The sequence below is a fragment of the Limnohabitans sp. B9-3 genome, assembly GCF_002778325.1.
In the GTDB taxonomy this organism is placed as follows: domain Bacteria; phylum Pseudomonadota; class Gammaproteobacteria; order Burkholderiales; family Burkholderiaceae_C; genus Limnohabitans; species Limnohabitans kasalickyi.
In genome coordinates this window covers 459,981-478,670 of sequence record NZ_NESI01000002.1, presented here as the reverse complement: position 1 = coordinate 478,670, position 18,690 = coordinate 459,981, and the positions used below count along the sequence as shown (strand labels likewise).

The 18,690-nt window shown below is 57.5% G+C and carries 15 protein-coding genes; 7 read left to right on the top strand and 8 right to left on the bottom strand.

Annotated features, from left to right (window positions below; translation table 11 throughout):
* Window position 1 precedes the first annotated feature (1 nt).
* Both B9Z42_RS05025 and B9Z42_RS05020 read right to left on the bottom strand, forming a co-directional pair.
* The gene (locus B9Z42_RS05025; RefSeq protein ID WP_100132226.1) at window positions 2-961 is read right to left on the bottom strand and encodes an ABC transporter permease; all 960 of its coding nucleotides are present in this window, start codon (window positions 959-961) and stop codon (window positions 2-4) included.
* A 103-nt stretch (window positions 962-1,064) separates the two neighbouring features.
* Window positions 1,065-2,039, bottom strand: coding sequence for a sugar ABC transporter substrate-binding protein (locus tag B9Z42_RS05020; RefSeq protein ID WP_369806841.1), 975 nt, complete (start codon window positions 2,037-2,039; stop codon window positions 1,065-1,067).
* A 201-nt stretch (window positions 2,040-2,240) separates the two neighbouring features.
* Here B9Z42_RS05020 and B9Z42_RS05015 point away from each other — a divergent pair, with 201 nt between their 5' ends.
* On the top strand, window positions 2,241-2,681 hold the full coding sequence (locus B9Z42_RS05015) for an RbsD/FucU family protein (RefSeq protein WP_100132225.1): 441 nt from the start codon (window positions 2,241-2,243) through the stop codon (window positions 2,679-2,681).
* Window positions 2,678-3,877 carry an ROK family transcriptional regulator gene (locus B9Z42_RS05010; protein ID WP_100132224.1) on the top strand — a complete coding sequence of 400 codons (1,200 nt, stop codon included), beginning with the start codon at window positions 2,678-2,680 and terminating at the stop codon, window positions 3,875-3,877. The genes B9Z42_RS05015 and B9Z42_RS05010 overlap by 4 nt, the downstream gene beginning before the upstream one ends.
* 28 nt (window positions 3,878-3,905) lie before the next feature.
* On the opposite strand, the gene B9Z42_RS05005 is transcribed toward B9Z42_RS05010, so the two are convergent.
* A complete protein-coding gene (locus B9Z42_RS05005) occupies window positions 3,906-4,859 on the bottom strand; it encodes a delta(1)-pyrroline-2-carboxylate reductase family protein (RefSeq protein WP_100132223.1) in 954 nt (317 codons plus the stop codon).
* A gap of 111 nt (window positions 4,860-4,970) precedes the next feature.
* Here B9Z42_RS05005 and B9Z42_RS05000 point away from each other — a divergent pair, with 111 nt between their 5' ends.
* The gene (locus tag B9Z42_RS05000) at window positions 4,971-5,900 is read left to right on the top strand and encodes an SMP-30/gluconolactonase/LRE family protein (protein WP_100132222.1); all 930 of its coding nucleotides are present in this window, start codon (window positions 4,971-4,973) and stop codon (window positions 5,898-5,900) included.
* Window positions 5,901-5,917: 17 nt separating this feature from the next.
* Here the strand turns inward: B9Z42_RS05000 and B9Z42_RS04995 are convergent, their stop codons facing one another.
* The 5 genes from B9Z42_RS04995 to B9Z42_RS04975 form a co-directional block, all read right to left on the bottom strand.
* Complete coding sequence (locus B9Z42_RS04995) at window positions 5,918-9,100, bottom strand: type I restriction endonuclease subunit R (RefSeq protein ID WP_100132221.1); 3,183 nt, start codon at window positions 9,098-9,100, stop codon at window positions 5,918-5,920.
* 94 nt (window positions 9,101-9,194) lie between these two features.
* On the bottom strand, window positions 9,195-9,665 hold the full coding sequence (locus tag B9Z42_RS04990; protein WP_100132220.1) for a type II toxin-antitoxin system death-on-curing family toxin: 471 nt from the start codon (window positions 9,663-9,665) through the stop codon (window positions 9,195-9,197).
* Between the two features lie 3 nt (window positions 9,666-9,668).
* Window positions 9,669-10,691: a DNA-binding protein gene (locus B9Z42_RS04985; protein ID WP_100132219.1), complete on the bottom strand. Its 1,023-nt coding sequence runs from the start codon at window positions 10,689-10,691 to the stop codon at window positions 9,669-9,671.
* Complete coding sequence (locus tag B9Z42_RS04980) at window positions 10,688-12,052, bottom strand: restriction endonuclease subunit S (RefSeq protein WP_143474038.1); 1,365 nt, start codon at window positions 12,050-12,052, stop codon at window positions 10,688-10,690. The genes B9Z42_RS04985 and B9Z42_RS04980 overlap by 4 nt, the downstream gene beginning before the upstream one ends.
* A complete protein-coding gene (locus B9Z42_RS04975) occupies window positions 12,042-13,589 on the bottom strand; it encodes a class I SAM-dependent DNA methyltransferase (RefSeq protein WP_100132218.1) in 1,548 nt (515 codons plus the stop codon). The genes B9Z42_RS04980 and B9Z42_RS04975 overlap by 11 nt, the downstream gene beginning before the upstream one ends.
* A 136-nt stretch (window positions 13,590-13,725) precedes the next feature.
* Here B9Z42_RS04975 and B9Z42_RS04970 point away from each other — a divergent pair, with 136 nt between their 5' ends.
* From B9Z42_RS04970 to edd, 4 genes are read left to right on the top strand one after another with little or no spacing between them, the layout of a single operon-like run.
* Window positions 13,726-14,574 (top strand): SIS domain-containing protein, encoded by an 849-nt coding sequence (locus B9Z42_RS04970; RefSeq protein ID WP_100132309.1) that lies wholly within the window; start codon window positions 13,726-13,728, stop codon window positions 14,572-14,574.
* A complete protein-coding gene (gene zwf / locus B9Z42_RS04965; RefSeq protein ID WP_100132217.1) occupies window positions 14,571-16,037 on the top strand; it encodes a glucose-6-phosphate dehydrogenase in 1,467 nt (488 codons plus the stop codon). The genes B9Z42_RS04970 and zwf overlap by 4 nt, the downstream gene beginning before the upstream one ends.
* Window positions 16,037-16,837, top strand: coding sequence for a 6-phosphogluconolactonase (pgl, locus tag B9Z42_RS04960; protein ID WP_100132216.1), 801 nt, complete (start codon window positions 16,037-16,039; stop codon window positions 16,835-16,837). Before zwf ends, pgl begins: the two co-directional genes overlap by 1 nt.
* The gene (gene edd, locus B9Z42_RS04955) at window positions 16,834-18,678 is read left to right on the top strand and encodes a phosphogluconate dehydratase (RefSeq protein ID WP_100132215.1); all 1,845 of its coding nucleotides are present in this window, start codon (window positions 16,834-16,836) and stop codon (window positions 18,676-18,678) included. The genes pgl and edd overlap by 4 nt, the downstream gene beginning before the upstream one ends.
* Window positions 18,679-18,690 lie beyond the last annotated feature (12 nt).

Here is an 18,690-nt window from a genome sequence, read left to right as displayed (position 1 = left end):
ATTAACGCGCTCCCTTGCGTGAGAGTTGATCGGTGGCCACAGCCAAGATCACCAAAATACCAGTCACCAAAATTTGGTACACCGACGACACGCCCATGAGCGTCAGGCCGTTGCGGAACACGCCCACAATCAGCGCGCCCACCAAGGTGCCCAACACAATGCCTCGGCCCCCAAACAAGCTGGTGCCGCCCAGCACCACGGCGGTGATGGCGTCTAAGTTTTCGGTTTGTCCGGCATTGGGGTCACCGGCGCCTGTGCGGGCCACGCCCAGCATGGCGGCCACGCCGTAACACAGGCCTGCCAGCACATACACGCCCAGCAACACCTTTTCGGTCGGAATGCCGGTCAATCGTGTGGCTTCAGGGCTGTTGCCCACAGCGTACACATGGCGGCCTGCGGCGGTTTCTCTTAGCGCAAACCATGTGAATAAATACAAGCCCAACATCATGAGCACACCGTAACTGACGGAAGCGCCGCCCAGGCTGAAGGTGTTGCCCAACCAAGTCATGCCGGGTGGAATATCGGTGATGGTTTGTGAACCCGAGTACAACTGCGTGATGGCAAACGCGATGTTCAGCGTGCCCAAGGTCACGATGAAGGGCGGCAGTTTGATGCGCGTCACCAACACGCCATTTAAGTAGCCAAATGCGGTGGTCACCAACAAACCGCAGGCCATGGCCACGGGCGTGGAGAGGCCGAAGTCGGAAGCAAATTTGGTCATCACAATGCCGCCGAGCGCCATGACCATGCCACACGACAAGTCAATCCCCGCGGTCAAGATGATGAGGGTTTGGCCAATCGCAATCACGCCCACCACCATGACTTGCGCCAAGATCAGCGAGAAGTTTTGGGTGCTCAAAAAGCGGTCGCTTTGGCTGGCGAAAAACACACAAGCCAACACCAGCGCGATCAAGGGACCCAGCGTGCCCAACGGGGGCAGCTTGTCTTTGAAGGAGTTCATACGATTTGCCTAAATTTTCGAATCGAAACATAAAACCCAAGGGGGCACGTGGCCCCCTTGTTCAGCGTCTCGTGACATTGTCACGAGACATGAGGCTCTTGCCTTACTTGTTGCCCCAGCACAAGTCTGTGCCAGTTTTCACGTCTTTGCTGTCAACGCCTGGCAATGCTTTGGCGGCAATCAGGGTCACGCCTGTGTCGGTGTAACCGCTGACTTTTTTGCCTGTCTTGGCGTATTCAACGCCAGCCGCCACGCCCATCGCAGCCATGCGCAAGGGGTATTGTTGTGATGTCGCAGCGATTACGCCAGCGCCCACGTCTTTGATGCCAGCGCAGCCACCGTCGACCGACACGATCAACACACCTTTTTCTTTGCCAGCGGCTTTGAGTGCGTTGTAAGCACCGGCAGCAGCGGGTTCGTTGATGGTGTAGACCACGTTGATGTCGGGGTTCTTTTGCAAGCAGTTTTCCATGCCGGTTTGGCCTTTGGCGCGGTCGCCGAAGCTGTCGGCCATACACACCACTTCAGCAGGCTTGGCCAACTCGTTGCTCTTGGCATCCAGAGATGTCAAGCCATAGCCTTGCAAGAAACCATTGTGGCGTTGTGCTCCCACGGGGTGGCCAGGGAACAAATCGAGCGTGGCGATGACGGGCTTTTTGCCGCCCAACGCTGCCTTGGCGTATTGGCCAATGAACACACCGGCTTTGTAGTTGTCAGTGGCGAACAAGGCGTCCGTGGCGTTGGCGGGTTCGGTGGGGCTGTCCAACGCGATGACCATCACGCCTTGAGCTTGCGCCTTCTTGATGGCGGGCACGATAGCTTTGGAGTCGCTGGGGGTGATCAAAATGGTTTTGGCACCGGCGGCGATCATGTTTTCCATGGCGGTGACTTGACCTGCGTTGTCGCCATCGGCCTTACCGGCGGCAGACAACACCTTTGCACCCAATTTCTTAGCTTCTGCTTGTGCGCCCTCTTTCATCTTCACGAAGAAAGGGTTGGTCTCGGTTTTGGTGATCAAACCGATCACGGGTTCAGCGGCGTAAGCGCTGGTCGCAGCCAGCACAACAGCGGACAGCATCAGTTTGGGGGCAATTGATTTCATGGAGTCTCCAGATGGTTTGTTGGACATCGCCAGCGCTTCTTGCGCCGCGGTGTAACTGTAAAACAAGTCGACTAACTAAATCAACTTGGTTTAGTTAGTACATTCCCTAGCCAGCCATGGTTCAAAATGCAGGCATGCTCTCAGCTCTGTCAAAAATAACAATTTAAGGAAAAAAACGTGCTCAAAGGCATCGACCCCATCCTCACCCCAGAACTGCTGATGCACCTGTGCGCCATGGGCCACGGCGAATGGGTGGCCGTGGTGGACGCCAACTTCACGGCCGACTTTTTGGCACACGGCAAACCGGTGGTGCGCCTGCCCGGCTTGAGCTTGACGCGTGTCAGCCAAGCCGTACTGTCAGTGTTCCCGCTCGCCACAGACGTGGCCCAGCCCGCTGCGTACATGCAGGTGTGCCAAAGCGCCGCAGACCATCGCACATCAGCGCAGCAAGCCGTGGTCGATTTGGTGGCCCAAGAAAGTTTGAACAAGGCACAGGTGGAAGCCGTAGAGCGCTTTGCGTTTTACGAAAAAATCAAAGGCGCGAGTTTGATTGTGCAAACCGGTGAAGGCACGGCCTACGGCAATGCGATGTTCTGCAAAGGCGTGATCTTGTTATGAAAACCATGCGTGGGTCCAACCACACGGGCATGCGCCAATTCAATGAGCGCACAGTGCTGCGCGCCATTCGTCATGCGGGCGCCATTCCCAAAGCCGATTTGGCGCGGCTCACGCAACTGTCGACCCAAACGGTGTCGATCATCGTCAACCGTTTGCTCGACGATGGGCTGCTGCTCAAACAAGACCGCATTCGCGGCAAGATGGGCCAGCCGTCGGTGCCGCTCTCCATCAACCCGGACGGTGCGTACAGCATTGGCCTGCAAGTGGGCCGCCGCAGCTTGGAAGTGGTGGTCACCGACTTCGTGGGGCAAATGCGCCACCAATGGCAGCAAAGCTACGCCTACCCCTCGCCCACCGAGGTGCTGCCCAAAATCAAAGAAGGTTTGAAACTCATGCAACGACGCATGGGCGCTGATGCGTGGTCGCGCACAGTGGGTATTGGCTTGAGCGCGCCATTGGCCATGCACCAATGGGGCGACTTGATGGGCCCCGAGGCGGGCAAAGCCATGGTCGATTGGGAACACATCGACTTGGTGCACGAGGTGCAAGCCTTGTCCACCCTGCCCGTTGAATTTGCCAAAGACACGACAGCCGCGTGCGTGGCTGAGTTGGTGCAAGGCTTAGGCCGCGATGTACCCAACTTTCTGTACGTCTATGTGGGCACTTTTGTCGGCGGCGGCTTGGTGATGGACGGCCACATCGTCAACGGACCGCGTGGCAACGCGGGCGCCATCGGCTCATTGCCCATGCCGCGGGGCAACGGACTCAAACACCCGCAACTGCTAGAGCGCGCCTCGGGCTGGCAGCTCGAACAAACCTTGATGGCCGCAGGCCACGATCCGCTGCTGGTACAACAAGACCACATCATGGATGCCGCCTATCAATCTTGGACCCAACCTTGGCTCACCCAAGCCGCCCAAGCGCTGGCCATGACCGTGACCAGTGCCGCTGCCCTGCTCGACCTCGATGCCGTGGTGATTGACGGCTCGCTCAACCCGTTGCTCATGCAAGCCTTGATCGCCCAAACACAGCAGCACTTGGCCGACTTCAGCTTTGACGGCATTCTTCATCAGCCCCAAATTTTGGCGGGCCGCGTGGGCAACCATGCCCGCGCGCTGGGCGGCTCGCTGTTGCCGCTGCATGCGCAATTCTTTCCTGACAAAGATATTTTCTTAAAGCAAGACAACGCGGTTTGATCTAGCTGATCTAGCTGATCTAGCTGATCTAGCTGGGCTTGTGCGCGGCCACACACCGTGCAGCCGCCAAGTCCCAACCTCCCCAACCACAACTCTTGAAAAACACCGGCCCTGGGCGCTGTGTATGACGCTGTGCCGCGGCTTGCCACATCGGCGTCTGGCACACCACATCACTCAACGTGGGCCATGCCGCCACATCCAGCCCCGCTTGCAAGAAGTCGCCCGCTTCGTGGTCAGCATCACGGGTGTCCACCACCAGCATGCCGGTGCGGGCCACATGCTGGCAGACGTCTGCCGACCATTCCACCATGCGAGGCGTGAACGCGCCCACGGCCGCCACAAAGGCATCGTCTCGGGGGCGTGCCGTCATCACCACTTGCTGTGCGGGTGTGGTGGTGATCACCAGCGGGCATTCCGCCAAAGCTGCATTCGGGTCATCGACACGACGCGCCTTCATCCCCAAACGTTCGGCATGGCCCACCAAGGCGTCCGCACTGGCTGCAGAGCGCGACGCAATCCAAACTTCTTGCACACCAAGACCTTCATGAAAGGCTTCTAGATGAGACAGGCCTTGCACACCCGCACCCACAATCAACAACGGCCCGTCCTTGCGCGGGGCTAACTTTTGTGCAGCCAACAACGACACAGCAGCAGTACGCCGCGCCGTGACCGTGGGGCCATCCATCAAGGCCACGCGTTGACCCGTCTTCACATCAAACACAACGATGTCGCCTTGGATGGTGGGTAAGCCCTGTTGAGCGTTGTTTGCAATGAAGGTGATCAGCTTGGTCATCGCCACTCGCGCGTCGGCCGCGGGCATGACAAACAAACTACCGCCCCCAAGCAGAGGTTGCACCAGGCGTGCGGGCACATGAACGCTGGGGTCTTGCAGCAGGTGTTCGATTTCCCGGGTGAGCGCGGCATACGGCAGTGCGTGGGCCGTGTCTTGAGGGCTGAGGGTTCGCGGTGTGAAGGCAGTCATGCCGCCAAGTTTAGGCTCAGCCGTCCGTGCTGCTGGGCCTAGGGATAGCCCGATTGCGGCTCTGCACACGGGCACTACATTGGACTTCATCGACGAAAAAAGGTCACTGCTATGAAAATTCGAGAGCTCGCCACCGGTTTGCAATTTCCTGAAGGCCCCATCGCCATGAACGATGGGTCTGTGTTGTTGGTCGAAATTGCCCGAGGCACCCTGACGCGCGTCACCCCAGATGGCAAGGTTCACGTGGTGGCTGATTTAGGCGGCGGCCCCAACGGCGCAGCTATCGGCCCCGATGGTGCGGTGTACGTTTGCAACAACGGGGGTTTTGCATGGACGCGCGACCCCGGCAACTACTTGCGCCCGATTGGCCAAGCCCACGACTACTCAGGCGGACGCATCGAGCGCGTCAACCTACACACCGGCAAATTTGAGCGAGTGTATGAACAAGTCGATGGCATCGGTTTGCGCGGCCCCAACGACCTCGTGTTTGATGCACACGGCGGCTTTTACTTCACCGACCTCGGCAAAGTGCGCGAACACGAGATGGACCGAGGCGGACTTTTTTACGCGCAACCCAACGGCTCTGGCATACACGCCGTGGCAAAGCCCGTGATGACGCCCAACGGCATTGCCCTGTCGCCTAATGGCCAAACGCTTTATTACGCCGAAACCGAGGGCGCTCGGTTGTGGGCCTTCGATGTGACAGCCCCAGGCCAGCTCCGCAAAGACCCGTGGCCCTCCCCCCAAGGCGCACGCATGGTGGTCGCTTCGCCCGCGAACCATTGGCAAAGGTTCGACTCCATGGCGGTCGATGCCGAGGGCAATGTATGCGTGGCAACGCTGATGCACGGCGGCATTTCCATCGTCAGCCCAGACGGCCAACACGTTCAGCATGTGCCCTTGCCAGACCCGTTCACCACCAACATCTGTTTTGGTGGACCGAACCGGCGAACGGCCTACATCACCTTGTCTGCCACGGGGCGCTTGGTGGCCATTGACGATTGGCCAACGGCAGGACTCGCGTTGAATTACAACGCGTAAATTAAGACGTTACGGACTTAAGCCCACGCCTCACCCAACGCCTCAGCTTGCTCCAGAACAAGCTGCACGGCGTTTTCGGCTTGGTCTGGCGGATATTTGTATTTCTTCAAAATTCGCTTCACCATCAAGCGCAGTTTTGCGCGCACGCTTTCACGCTCTGACCAATCGACCGTTAGGTTCTCGCGCAGGCTTTGGGTCAGTTCTTGGGCAATCTTCTTGAGGACTTCATCCTCCAGCATTCGCACCGCTGACTCGTTATTGGCCAGCGCGTCGTAAAACATCACCTCGTCCTCACGCAAACCCAGCTGGTCGCCTCGGTGAGCAGCCTCGCGAAACTTCTTGGCCATGGCGATCAGCTCTTCCATCACCTGCGCGGTTTCGATGCTGCGGTTTTGGTAACGCTGAATCACACTGGCCAACATGTCGCTGAACTTTTTGTCTTGCACCAAGTTGCTGGCAAAGCGGCTTTTGATTTCGCCTTGCAGCAAACGCTCTAGCAACTCGACCGCTAAATTTTTCTCAGGCAAGTTGTGCACTTGCACCAAGAAGTCGTCATCCAGCAACCCGATGTTGGGCTTGTCCAAGCCCACCGCCGCAAAAATATCGACCACCTCACCCGACACCACGGCCGAGCTGATGATTTGGCGAATGGCCAAATCTCGTGCTTCGTCGGTGCGGCGTTGGCTGCTGACATCGCGCTTGGTCAAAATCACTTTCACGGCCTGCATAAAAGCCACTTCGTCGCGCACGTCTTTGGCTTCGTCCAAGGTGCAGCACAGGCTGTAGGCGTGGCTCATGGCCAGCGCCAAATCGGCAAAACGCTTTTTGCCATCGCGCTCTTTCTCGCCTTTGATGCCCAGCACATGGTTGGCCGCGCCTGCCAGCGTTTTGTGACCGCCCGTCAAAAACTCGGAATAGTCGAAGCCGTGCAACATGGCGCGTAATACATCGAGCTTTTCAAGCAGCACCGACAAAGCCTCGTGCGCATCGACCGTGGGCTTGCCTCGGCCTTTGCTGGCGGTGTACTCCTTCATTGCGGCTTTCAGGTCTTCGCCAATGCCGATGTAGTCCACCACCAGGCCGCCCTGCTTGTCTTTGAACACACGGTTCACGCGGGCAATGGCCTGCATCAGGTTGTGGCCCTTCATGGGCTTGTCCACATACAGGGTATGCACGCAAGGCGCATCAAAACCTGTTAGCCACATGTCGCGCACGATGACCAGCTTCAAACCATCGCTGGGGTCTTTGAAACGTTTTTCCAAGCGTTTCTTAGTTTGGCTGCTGTAAATGTGCGGGCGCAGCAACGCTTTGTCGCTGGCACTGCCCGTCATCACAATCTTGATCGCGCCAAGCTCTGGGTCGTCGCTGTGCCAATCGGGGCGCAGCTTGATGATCTCGTCATACAAGTGCACGCAAATTTCGCGGCTCATGCCCACCACCATGGCCTTGCCATCTTGGGCGTTGTTCCGCGTTTCAAAATGGGTCACCAAGTCAGCGGCCACACTGGCCACGCGAGGCACAGCCCCCACAACTTTTTCTAGCGCGGCCCAGCGACTTTTGAGTTTGCCTTGCTGGCTTTCTTCTTCGTCTTCAGTCAGCTCGTCCACCTCGTCGTCTAAGTGGCTGCGCTCTGCATCGTTCAACCCCAACTTGATCAAACGGCTTTCATAAAAAATGGCCACCGTTGCGCCGTCTTCTTGTGCCTGCTGCATGTCGTACACATGGATGTACTCGCCAAACACCGAGCGCGTGTCGCGGTCGGTGCTGCTCACGGGCGTGCCCGTGAAAGCCACAAACGTCGCGTTGGGCAACGCATCGCGCAAATGCTGCGCATAACCGGCTTGGTACTTCACCACATAGTCAGACGGCGCAAACTCGGCCGCCACAGCCGAGCTGGCCACTTGCCCCGTGGGTAATGGTTTGTTCGACGACTTGATGTTTTTCAGCTTCGCCTCAAAGCCATACTGCGTGCGATGCGCTTCATCGGCCAGCACCACAATGTTGCGGCGCTTGGACAGAACGGGAAACACATCTTCATCCTCGCCCGGCATGAACTTTTGAATCGTGGCAAAAATGATGCCGCCCGAAGGCCGGTTGTCCAACAACTCGCGCAGCTTTTGACGAGAGGTGGCTTGTTGGGGTTGCTCGCGCAGCAGGTCTTGACTCAGGCTGAACACGCCCAGCAATTGGCCATCTAAGTCGTTGCGATCGGTGATCACCACAATCGTGGGGTTCTCTAACCGAGGCTCTTGCATCACACGCGCGGCAAAGCAGGTCATGGTGATGCTCTTGCCACTGCCTTGTGTGTGCCACACCACCCCGCCCTTGCCGCGCCGCGTGGCCTCGTCGGTGCTGGCGGCGGTGACGACTTGCTCGACCGCCGCACGCACCGCATGAAACTGGTGGTAGCCCGCCACCTTTTTGACCAAGGTGCCATCGTCTTCAAACAACACAAAGAACCGCAGGTAGTCCAGCAAATACACGGGGGCCAACAAGCCACGCACCAACGTCTCTAGCTCTTGAAACTTGCCCAGCGGGTCCAGCGTCACACCGTCAATCGTGCGCCACTGCATGAAGCGCTCAGCATTGGCCGACAGCGAGCCCATGCGAGCGTCTGTGCCGTCTGAAATCACCAACAACTCGTTGTAGGTGAACACATCGGCAACCTGCGCTTTGTAGGTTTGTATTTGGTCGTAAGCCTTCCAAATATCGGCGTTCACATCGGCGGGGTTCTTCAACTCCACCAGCACCAAGGGCAAACCGTTGATGATCAAAATGATGTCGGGCCTGCGCGTGTGGCGCGGTCCCTTGATGGTGAGCTGCTGCACCGCGAGCCACTCGTTGCGGCCTATATCGTTCCAGTCGATCAGGCGCACAAAGTCGCCACGCGTCTCGCCATCTTTTTGGTACTGCACCGGCACGCCCGCCACCAGCACGCGGTGAAAAGCGCGGTTGCCCGACAGCAACGCAGGCTGGCCCATGTCGAGCACCTGCTTATAGGCGTCCTCGTGTGCGCTGCTGGGCATGTTTGGATTGAGGCGCGCAATGGCGGCACGCAGGCTGACCGCCAACACCATCTCACGCGTGCTGGCACGCTCAAGGCGCGGGTCCAGGTTATCCAGATCGCGGGCATTCAGTGGTGTGTAGCCGACCGAGGCCAGCCAGCCTAGGGCTTCTTGTTCGAGTTGGTCTTCGGTCATCTATGGTGTCTTATCGCTAAAATTGGTTGCAAGTGGATTGGGGGTTCCTGGTCGGCGCTGCAGCCTCGGTGGGTTCATCGGGGCTTTTCGCTTTTTAAAGATCTTCGCCCCCATCAGCAAAAAGATTCTCATGACTCATTGCACTTACCAACTCAAGCTTCAGCTCGTCTGAGAAGTCATCCTCCTCAATCAGAGAAATCGTGACGCGATGCAGCAAGTCCTTACTGATTGAGCCTTCTGCTAAAGCCACAACGATGTTTTCCATCTGAAGCATGAACTGCGGCACACAGTAGTCATAGCCGTTGAGTGTCAAAAAGTAAGCCCCTAGCGTGAGGCTCGACCGCTTATTCCCATCATTGAACGCATGAAACTTATTGATGCCAAAAATCAGGTGCATCAACTTGGCATCGAACGTGGGGTAATAGTCGTCGTTCTGAATGTGTTGCAGCACACTGTCTAACTGCCCCAAATCTTTGATCCCCGCCAAGCCGCCCGTGTTATCAATAATCCAGTCATGGACGGCAACCGCATGCTGCACGTCGAAATACAAGGTCAAATCAGCCATGGCTCAGCGATCTTTCAACCGCTTGAGTACCGCCAACAGCTTGGGGTCTGACAAACGATCTTCCAGCGCTTGACTTCGCTCACCCAAAAACCGTTCAAAGTCAGCCTCAGGCACAGCCTGCACATATGCCTCTAGCTTCTGATGCAGCGCTTCCCGAAAGCCCATATCGCGGCTGGCCATTCGGGTGCGAGCATCATCGATTTGGGGTTTTAAATATGGATTGGCAGCAGCCTCATCCAGTAATTGATCTACTTCTGATGGCTTGATTTTTCGTCCAAGCTCTTGTGCCTTGTTCTGAATACTCACAGCCAAGCCACTCTCAAAACTGGCCAATGTTTTCAGGACTTCGGCATACATCGTGTCACGTGTGCTGTCGCCATCGGCCAATCTCAGGACCTGTTTGTATTCACGGGCATTTTCACAAAATACGGCTTTATAAATCTTGTCTGTGTACACCGCATACTTGTGGTTACCCATATCGACATGATCACGTAATGCATTGGTGAACTGTTTTCTGTAACTGTCCTCCATGAATGCCGATGGCAAGTAATCTTGATCACGTTGATTAATAAAACGTGTGTGTCCACCGACGCGTTCGGCAACCACATCCAACACGATGTCCAGCATTCGGCTGCGAATGACTTTAGCTCTTTCGGATTCAGTCACCAGCATCGCCAAGTTGAGCACTGAGCGGAAAGTAAAGACACCCAAAGCGGGCACCTTGGCACCAATCAAGTCGACGACATTGATGTCGTCGACTTGAGCTAACTTGATGTTTTTTAAGGATTTTCCTATAACAACACGGTACCCGTTTTGCTTGAGTTCGGTCTCATGACCAGCAAGGTAACGGTCAATGGTTCGCTCATCAATGTCCAGCAACTCAGCCACATGCGATTTAAAGAAAATTAATTCATTTTCAATCCGCAAGCCCCCCAAAGATAAATGGCTTTCAAGTTGACTTAGAGCGTATCGGTTGTTCAATACGTTGCTGCGGGCAACAGACGAAGTCGTGAGATCGTTGGTCATGCCAATACATCCTCTGGGTGAGTTTGAACTTCGTGCAATTCAAGCTGGCCTGAAATCAGGCGAGGGAGTAGCGTATCGCGTAGCGATGTCAACTCTTGAATTTGCGTCAGATGCGCACGAGCGATCAATGGTTGGACAGTCTCTGTAAATACCTTCAAAACATCATCAGATGGGCATGCCACCAATTCAGTTTCTAGGAAATGCGTTGTCTGAAAGTTAGCAATCCCCGTGCTTTGGTTTTGGTACTCCCACGTCTTACCTTGGGCATAGATATATGTCAGGTGTTGCGCCAGCAGCATGCCGACTTCTTTGTTGACAGGACGCAATAAGCGGCAAAAGCTCGCAGGCTCAACGGGACACTCAAATTGACTCAACAAAGCAGTTGAAATAAACAAAGAGCGGCCCGTCGGTTGATCTTTACTGCCACCGGACACTTCTAACAAAAGGTCACCATCTTCCAGTTTTCGCCCAGCCAACTTTTTCTGTGAGGTGTAGCGAACAGGCACTCGACTGTTCGCGTTGGTCTGCAAATCTGGAATGTCTGTTCCGCGAATGATGGCAACACGAGTGTCATTCTTTTCGTCGGCCACATCACTGCCCCAATCGCCGCCAATCGTGTGGCTTAGCAATTGTCCAAATGGAACGAGCTTCCACCCCTTGGGCACAGCTCCCAACTCCGACTCTTCAAAGCTGTCGGGGAACAGGGCGGCGGTGGCTTCGTCCATGCCTTCGGGGGAGCGGCCTTGCATCTTGGCGTGGACGGGGTCGAAGTCCACGAACCAGGACTTGAACAGGGCTTGGGCGATGGCTTCGAGGGTGGTGTTGGTTTCGCGCAGGAGGGTGATGCGGTCGTCGATTGAGCCAAGTAACCCCGCAACTTCATCTTGAATTTGCTTTGGTGGGTTCGGTACTTGAACGTTAACTAGGTCGCTACCTCGAATGCCTGAAGCACCAGCACCCTGCTCAACAATCGCCTCGATAACACGACGGCCATCAGGTGAACGGAAAAAATAGAAGTAAAAAAGTGGGTTGCTACGTATTGGATTCAGGCGGCACCTGATGAGGTGAGACTCGAAAACAGTTGGAGCAACGTTACCCAAAAAAATTGAACATTGACCAGCGCCAGAAAGCACCAATGACTGCCGTGCAAACAGTAAGTCACCGGCTTCAAGCAGATAGTGATGCTCCTTTACGTCAATCGGCACCAAATCCATGGAGATGTTTCGGATGCGTGGATAGGCAAAAAGCTCCCCCATGTTCACCATTGGAAGGCCTGACCCGCGAACCTTCTTGGGCCTTGTAAGACCATTTCGCTGAGGTTCATTGAACAGGTCGCCGAAGCGGGCGACTTCAGAACTCATACCCCAGCCCCCCCAGCTTCTGGCGAATCAGCGCGTCTAGCTCTGCGCCTTTGGCCATTTGCTCGCCCAGCTTGGCGGTGAGCGTTTGCATCTTGTCGGAAAAGGCTTCGTCGTCGTCTTCCACCTCTTCGGCCCCCACATAGCGGCCGGGGGTGAGCACATGGCCGTGTTGAGCGATTTCGGCCAGGGGCACGCTGCGGCAAAAGCCTGCAATGTCTTGGTAGCTGTTACCACCCGTGCGCCACGCGGCCACGGTTTGGCTGATGCGGGCTATCACTTCGTCGGTCAGCTCGCTTTGCACGCGACTGATCATGGTGGCTTGTTTGCGGGCGTCGATGAACAGCACTTCGCCTTTACGCTTTTTCTGCTTGGCCAAGAACCACAAGCACGCAGGGATTTGCGTGTTGAAGAACAGCTGGCCGGGCAAGGCCACCATCACTTCCACCACGTCGGCATCGACCATGGCGGCGCGGATCTGGCCTTCACCGCTCTGACTGGATGCCATGCTGCCGTTGGCCAGCACAATGCCCGCCCTACCCGTGGGCTTGAGGTGGTGCAGGATGTGTTGCAGCCAGGCGTAGTTGGCGTTGCCTTGCGGGGGTGTGCCATATTCCCAGCGAGCGTCGCCGTCCAGGCTGGCGTGCCACCAGTCGCTGATGTTGAAGGGCGGGTTGGCCAAACAAAAGTCGGCGCGCAGGTCGGGGTGTTGGTTGCGGGTGAAGGTGTCGGCGGGTTCTTTGCCCAAGTTGTAGTCCATGCCTCGAATGACGAGGTTCATGGCCGCCAAGCGCCAGGTGGTGGGGTTGGCCTCTTGGCCATAAATGGACACATCACCCAGCTTGCCGCCGTGGTCTTCGATGAATTTTTCAGACTGAACGAACATGCCACTCGACCCGCAGCAAGGGTCGTAAATCTGGCCCTTGCTGGGTGAGAGCACGGCCACCAGTGTTTTGACAATGCTGGCGGGCGTGTAGAACTGCCCGCCCCGCTTGCCTTCGGCGCTAGCAAACATGCCCAAGAAATATTCGTACACCTGGCCCAAGATGTCGCGCGCCTTCGATGGGTCGTCACCAAAGCCGATGGTGGAAATCAGGTTGACCAACTCACCCAGCTTGCCGTCGGGCAATTGGGCGCGGGCAAAGCGTTTGTCGAGGATGCCTTTGAGCTTGGGGTTGTCGGCTTCGATCAGGCTCAGCGCGTCGTCGATGCGTTTACCAATGTCGGGCTGGGGCGCGGCAGCGCGCAGGGCTTCCCAGCGGGCACCTTCGGGCACCCAAAACACGTTTTCGCTGGTGTAGTAGTCGCGGTCTTCGATCTCTGCGGCAATGTCTTCGTCAGCGGGTGCATCGCCATAAAAGAGTTCATCGGCTGGGTCACGCAAGCGGGTTTTTAGTTCAGACTGACGGGCCACAAAGGCGTCAGAGATGTATTTAACGAAGATGAGGCCGAGCACCAAGTGCTTGTATTCGGCGGCGTCCATGTTGGCGCGAAGCTTGTCGGCCGATGCCCAAAGGGTCTTTTTGATGTCGTCGAGCATTTGTAGTGTTTTTGAATTCAGCTTCAAGAATACCAAGCTTCGAGGCGCGCTTAGCCAAGTAACCAAGTTACCTATTTATGAGGATTTACCCGTAACATCCTTGCATGCATCATGAAACTAAGTTACATTCATGACCATGCTAGATCGCATCAAATCGACGCTCGCCTCTTTAGCCCCCGCCGAACAACGTGTGGGTAAGTTGCTGTTGAGCGACCCACGCACGTTTGCGGGCTTGCCGGTGGTGGAGTTGGCAGAGCGCGCACAGGTCAGCAAGCCCACGGTGGTGCGGTTTTGCCGCAGCGTGGGTTACGAAGGCCTGAGCGATTTCAAACTCAAACTCGCAGGCAGCCTCAGCGAAGGCGTGCCCTTCATTCACCGCAATGTGGGCACGGCCGACACCACGGGCGATGTGTTGGTCAAGGTCATCGACAACACGGTGGCTGCGTTTTTGAAGTACCGCAACGACGCCTCCACCGCCGCCATCGACAAAGCGGTGGACGCCATCGCCCTGGCCCACGCCAACAAAAACCGCTTGGAGTTTTTTGGCGTTGGTAACTCGGGCATCGTGGCGCAAGACGCGCAACACAAATTTTTCAGGTTGGGTTTTCACACTATCGCGCACAGCGATGGGCATTTGCAAATCATGAGCGCGTCGTTGCTCGGCCCCGGCGATTGCTTGGTGGTCGTGTCCAACTCAGGCCGCACCCGTGACTTGCAAGACGCGTGTGAAATTGCCCGCAAAAACGGCGCGACCACCGTGGTCATCACCGCCTCGGGCTCGCCCTTGGCCAGCGCCGGACACATTCACCTCGCGGCCGATCATCCCGAGAGTTACGAACGCTTTAGCCCCATGGTGTCGCGCTTGCTGCACCTGATGATCATCGACGTGTTGGCCACTTCCGTGGCGCTGCGCATTGGCAGTGCGCAGCTGCAGCCTTTGCTGCGCAACATGAAACAAAACCTCTTGAACAAACGTTACTCATGAACACGACCCCCACTGAAACAGGCGCTCTCGACATCGTGATTTTTGGCGGTGCGGGCGACTTGTCGTTTCGCAAACTCTTGCCTGCGCTGTACATGGCGCATTTGCACAGCCGACTGTCCCCCGGCACGCGCATCGTGGCGGTGGGTCGTCAGAACTGGTCACGCGAGGAGTACCTCGCATTCATCGACAAGCACTCGCCCCAGTTCATCGAAAAAAATGCGTTCACGGCCGATGACTGGAAACGCTTCATGGACCGCTTGGTGTATGTGAGCCTCGACGTCACCGCTGCCAGCGATTACGCCAAACTCAAAGCCGTGTGCGACCAATCTATGGTGCGTGTGTTTTATCTGGCCACCGCGCCCAGCTTGTTCACGCAAATTTGCGCCAACTTGTCGGCCGCCGGTTTGGTGGATGCACAGTCACGCGTGGTTCTGGAAAAGCCATTGGGCACCGACCTCGCCTCGGCCCGCGCCATCAACACCGATGTGGCCCGCTACTTTGACGAACAGCAGATCTACCGGATCGACCACTACCTGGGCAAAGAGACGGTGCAAAACCTGATGGTGCTGCGTTTTGGCAACGCCATTTTTGAGCCCCTGTGGCGTGCGCCCTACATCAAGAGCGTGCAAATCACCGTGGCCGAAAGCGTGGGCGTGGGCAGCCGAGCTGGTTTTTACGACGGAGCGGGTGCCATGCGCGACATGGTGCAAAACCACTTGCTGCAACTGCTGTGCATCGTGGCCATGGAGCCCCCGATCTCGCTGGGTGCTGACGATGTGCGCGACGAAAAACTCAAAGTCTTACGCTCGCTGCGCAAGATGGATTTGGCCGACATCAAGCGCGACACCGTGCGGGGCCAATACACCGCAGGTGCCTCGGAAGGTGCCGCCGTCAAAGGCTATTTGGAAGAAGACAACGTGCCTGCAGGCAGCCGCACCGAGACCTTTGTGGCCTTGCGCGCACAGATTAACAACGCGCGTTGGGCCAACGTGCCCTTCTTCTTGCGCACGGGCAAGCGCATGCAAAAGCGTCAGTCCGAAATCATCATTGAGTTCGCCGATCAGCCCTTCTCTATTTTTGGCACCACGGCGCACCACGAACCCAACCGCCTCATCATCAGCTTGCAGCCCGAAGAGTCGATTCAGTTGGAAATGATGGTCAAAGAGCCGGGCACGGGCATGTCGCTGCACCCCGTCAAACTGGGCCTCGATTTGCAGCAATCGTCAGACAAACGCCGTGCCGAAGCGTACGAGCGTTTGTTGATGGACGTCATCAAAGGTCGCCTCACACACTTCATGCGTCGCGACGAATTGGAAGCGGCATGGATGTGGGTCGAACCCATCTTGGACGGCTGGCAAGCTTTGGACGACAAGCCCCGCAATTACTCAGCCGGCAGCTGGGGCCCGGCCGCATCGTCCGCGCTGATGGCGCGCGAAGACCTGTCTTGGTTTGAGGAAGTCTGATGTCAGCAGCAGCCTCGCTGAACAGCTCAACGCCCCTGCCCTTTTGGCAAGATCAAACGCTGCCGCAAGTCACGGTGAAGCCAGTCGCCACGGACGCGCTCAATGCGCGCTTGGCCCAAGACATTGCACAACGCCTGAACGCCGCGATCAGCGCGCGCGGCGTTGCCGTGCTCAGCGTGTCGGGCGGCAAATCGCCCATCGCCTTGTTTGAAGCTTTGCGCGTGCAAGCCGTTGATTGGGCCAAGGTGCGCGTCACCTTGGTGGACGAGCGCTGTGTGCCCAACACCCACCCCGACAGCAATGCCCTGCTGGTGCAAACTCACTTGCTGCAAGGCTTGGCCGCGCAGGCGCAATTGGTGCCGATGGTGAGTGCAGCCACCAGCGACGCACCCAACATCAACGATGTGCCGTTGTTGTCGCCCGTGGTGCAAGCCAAAGTGGCAGGCATTGCGTTGGTGGCCGCAGGCATCGCCGATGTGCTGGTGCTGGGCATGGGCACCGATGGCCACACTGCGTCGCTGTTCCCCGACGCGCCCAATTTGCAAGACGCCCTAGACCTCCGCAACACCCAAGCCTGCGTGGCGATTGAGCTGGCCCATCCGCCCGCCAACGCCCCGTATGCGCGTGTGACACAAACCCTCGCGCAGATCCTCAGTGCACGCCACATCCTGCTGCCCATCAGTGGCGTCGACAAACGCCACACCTTGCAACAGGCGTGGGGCAAAGCTGATGCGCGCTACCCCGTGTCTTACGTGTTGCACCAAACACAAACCCCCGTCGCACTTTGGCTGACCCCATGACCACACCTGCACACTCGCCCGTTTCCCTACACGCCACGTTGGTGGCCGTCACCTCACGCATCGAACAGCGCAGCGTGGCGTCACGCCAAGCCTATTTGGACGTGCTGGCCAAAGCCAAAAAGCCCGGCCCTTACCGTGGCGGCATGGGTTGTGCCAACGCGGCCCACGCCTATGCGGCCATGCCCGCCAACGACAAGTTGGTGCTGCGCCAAGAACGCCAGCCCAACGTGGGCGTGATCACGGCTTACAACGACATGCTTTCGGCCCACCAGCCCTATGAGCACTATCCCGAGAAAATCCGTGCCGCCGCACGCGCTGCCGGTGCCACCGCGCAAGTGGCGGGCGGCGTGCCTGCCATGTGCGACGGCGTCACCCAAGGTGAAGACGGCATGGAGTTGTCGCTGTTCTCGCGCGATGTGATCGCCTTGGCCACCGCCGTGGGTTTGTCGCACAACGTGTTTGATGCCGCCATGTTTTTGGGCGTGTGCGACAAGATCGTGCCCGGCCTCTTCATGGGGGCCTTGCAGTTTGGTCATTTGCCTGCAGTGTTTGTGCCTGCTGGCCCCATGACCTCGGGCTTGTCGAACGACGAAAAATCCAAAGTGCGTCAGCAATACGCCCAAGGCTTGGTTGACCGCGAAACCCTGCTCGAAGCCGAGCAAGCGGCCTACCACGGCGCGGGCACCTGCACGTTTTACGGCACGGCCAACTCCAACCAAATGTTGATGGAGATCATGGGCCTGCACCTGCCAGGCTCGTCTTTTGTGAACCCAGGCACACCCTTGCGCGAGGCGCTCACAGTCGCCGCCGTGCAACGCGCCGTGACGCTGTCGCAAAACAAAGAGACGGGCATGGGCTACCAAATCAACGCCAAAGTGGTGGTGAACGGCATCGTGGGTTTGCTGGCCACAGGCGGCTCGACCAACCACACCATGCACTTGATCGCCATGGCCCGCGCGGCAGGCCTCATCGTCAACTGGGACGATTTTTCGGACCTCTCAGGCGTGGTGCCTTTGCTCGCCCGCGTCTACCCCAACGGCAGCGCCGATGTGAACCACTTCCAAGCGGCAGGCGGCATGGGCTACCTCATCAGCCAGTTGCTGAGTGCGGGCTTGTTACACAACGATGTGCAAACCATCATGGGCCACGGCTTGAATCGCTATACCGTGGAGCCTTGGCTCAACGATGGTCAATTGGCTTGGCGCGATGTGCCTGTGCAATCCGCCGACGATGCCGTGTTGCGCCCCTACACCCAGCCCTTCAGCGCCGATGGTGGTTTGCGTTTGATGCAAGGCAACTTGGGCCGGGCGGTGGTGAAAGTCTCGGCCGTGAAGCCTGAGCATCGCCAAGTGCGTGCCGCCGCCGTGGTGGTGACCGACCAAAAAGAACTGGCGCAACTCTTCAAAGACGGTCAGCTGGAACGCGACTTTGTCGCCGTGGTACGCAACCAAGGCCCACAAGCCAACGGCATGCCCGAGTTGCACAAACTCACCCCCATCTTGGGCGTGTTGCAAGACAAAGGCTTCAAAGTGGCCTTGGTTACCGATGGCCGCATGTCGGGCGCGTCTGGCAAAGTGCCCGCCGCCATTCACCTCAGCCCCGAAGCGATGAACGGCGGCAACATTGCCAAGGTACAAAACGGCGACATCATCAGCCTCGATTGCGATGCGCAAACCTTGACGCTCGAAATCAGCGACGCTGAACTGGCCGCCCGCACCGCCGTCATGCCTGACCTGTCGGCCTACCAACGTGGCACAGGCCGCGACCTCTTTGCCCTGTTCCGCGACAACGCGGCGCACGCCGAAGACGGCGCATCGCCTTTGTTGGCGCACGTCGCTTAAAGCGCGGCATCA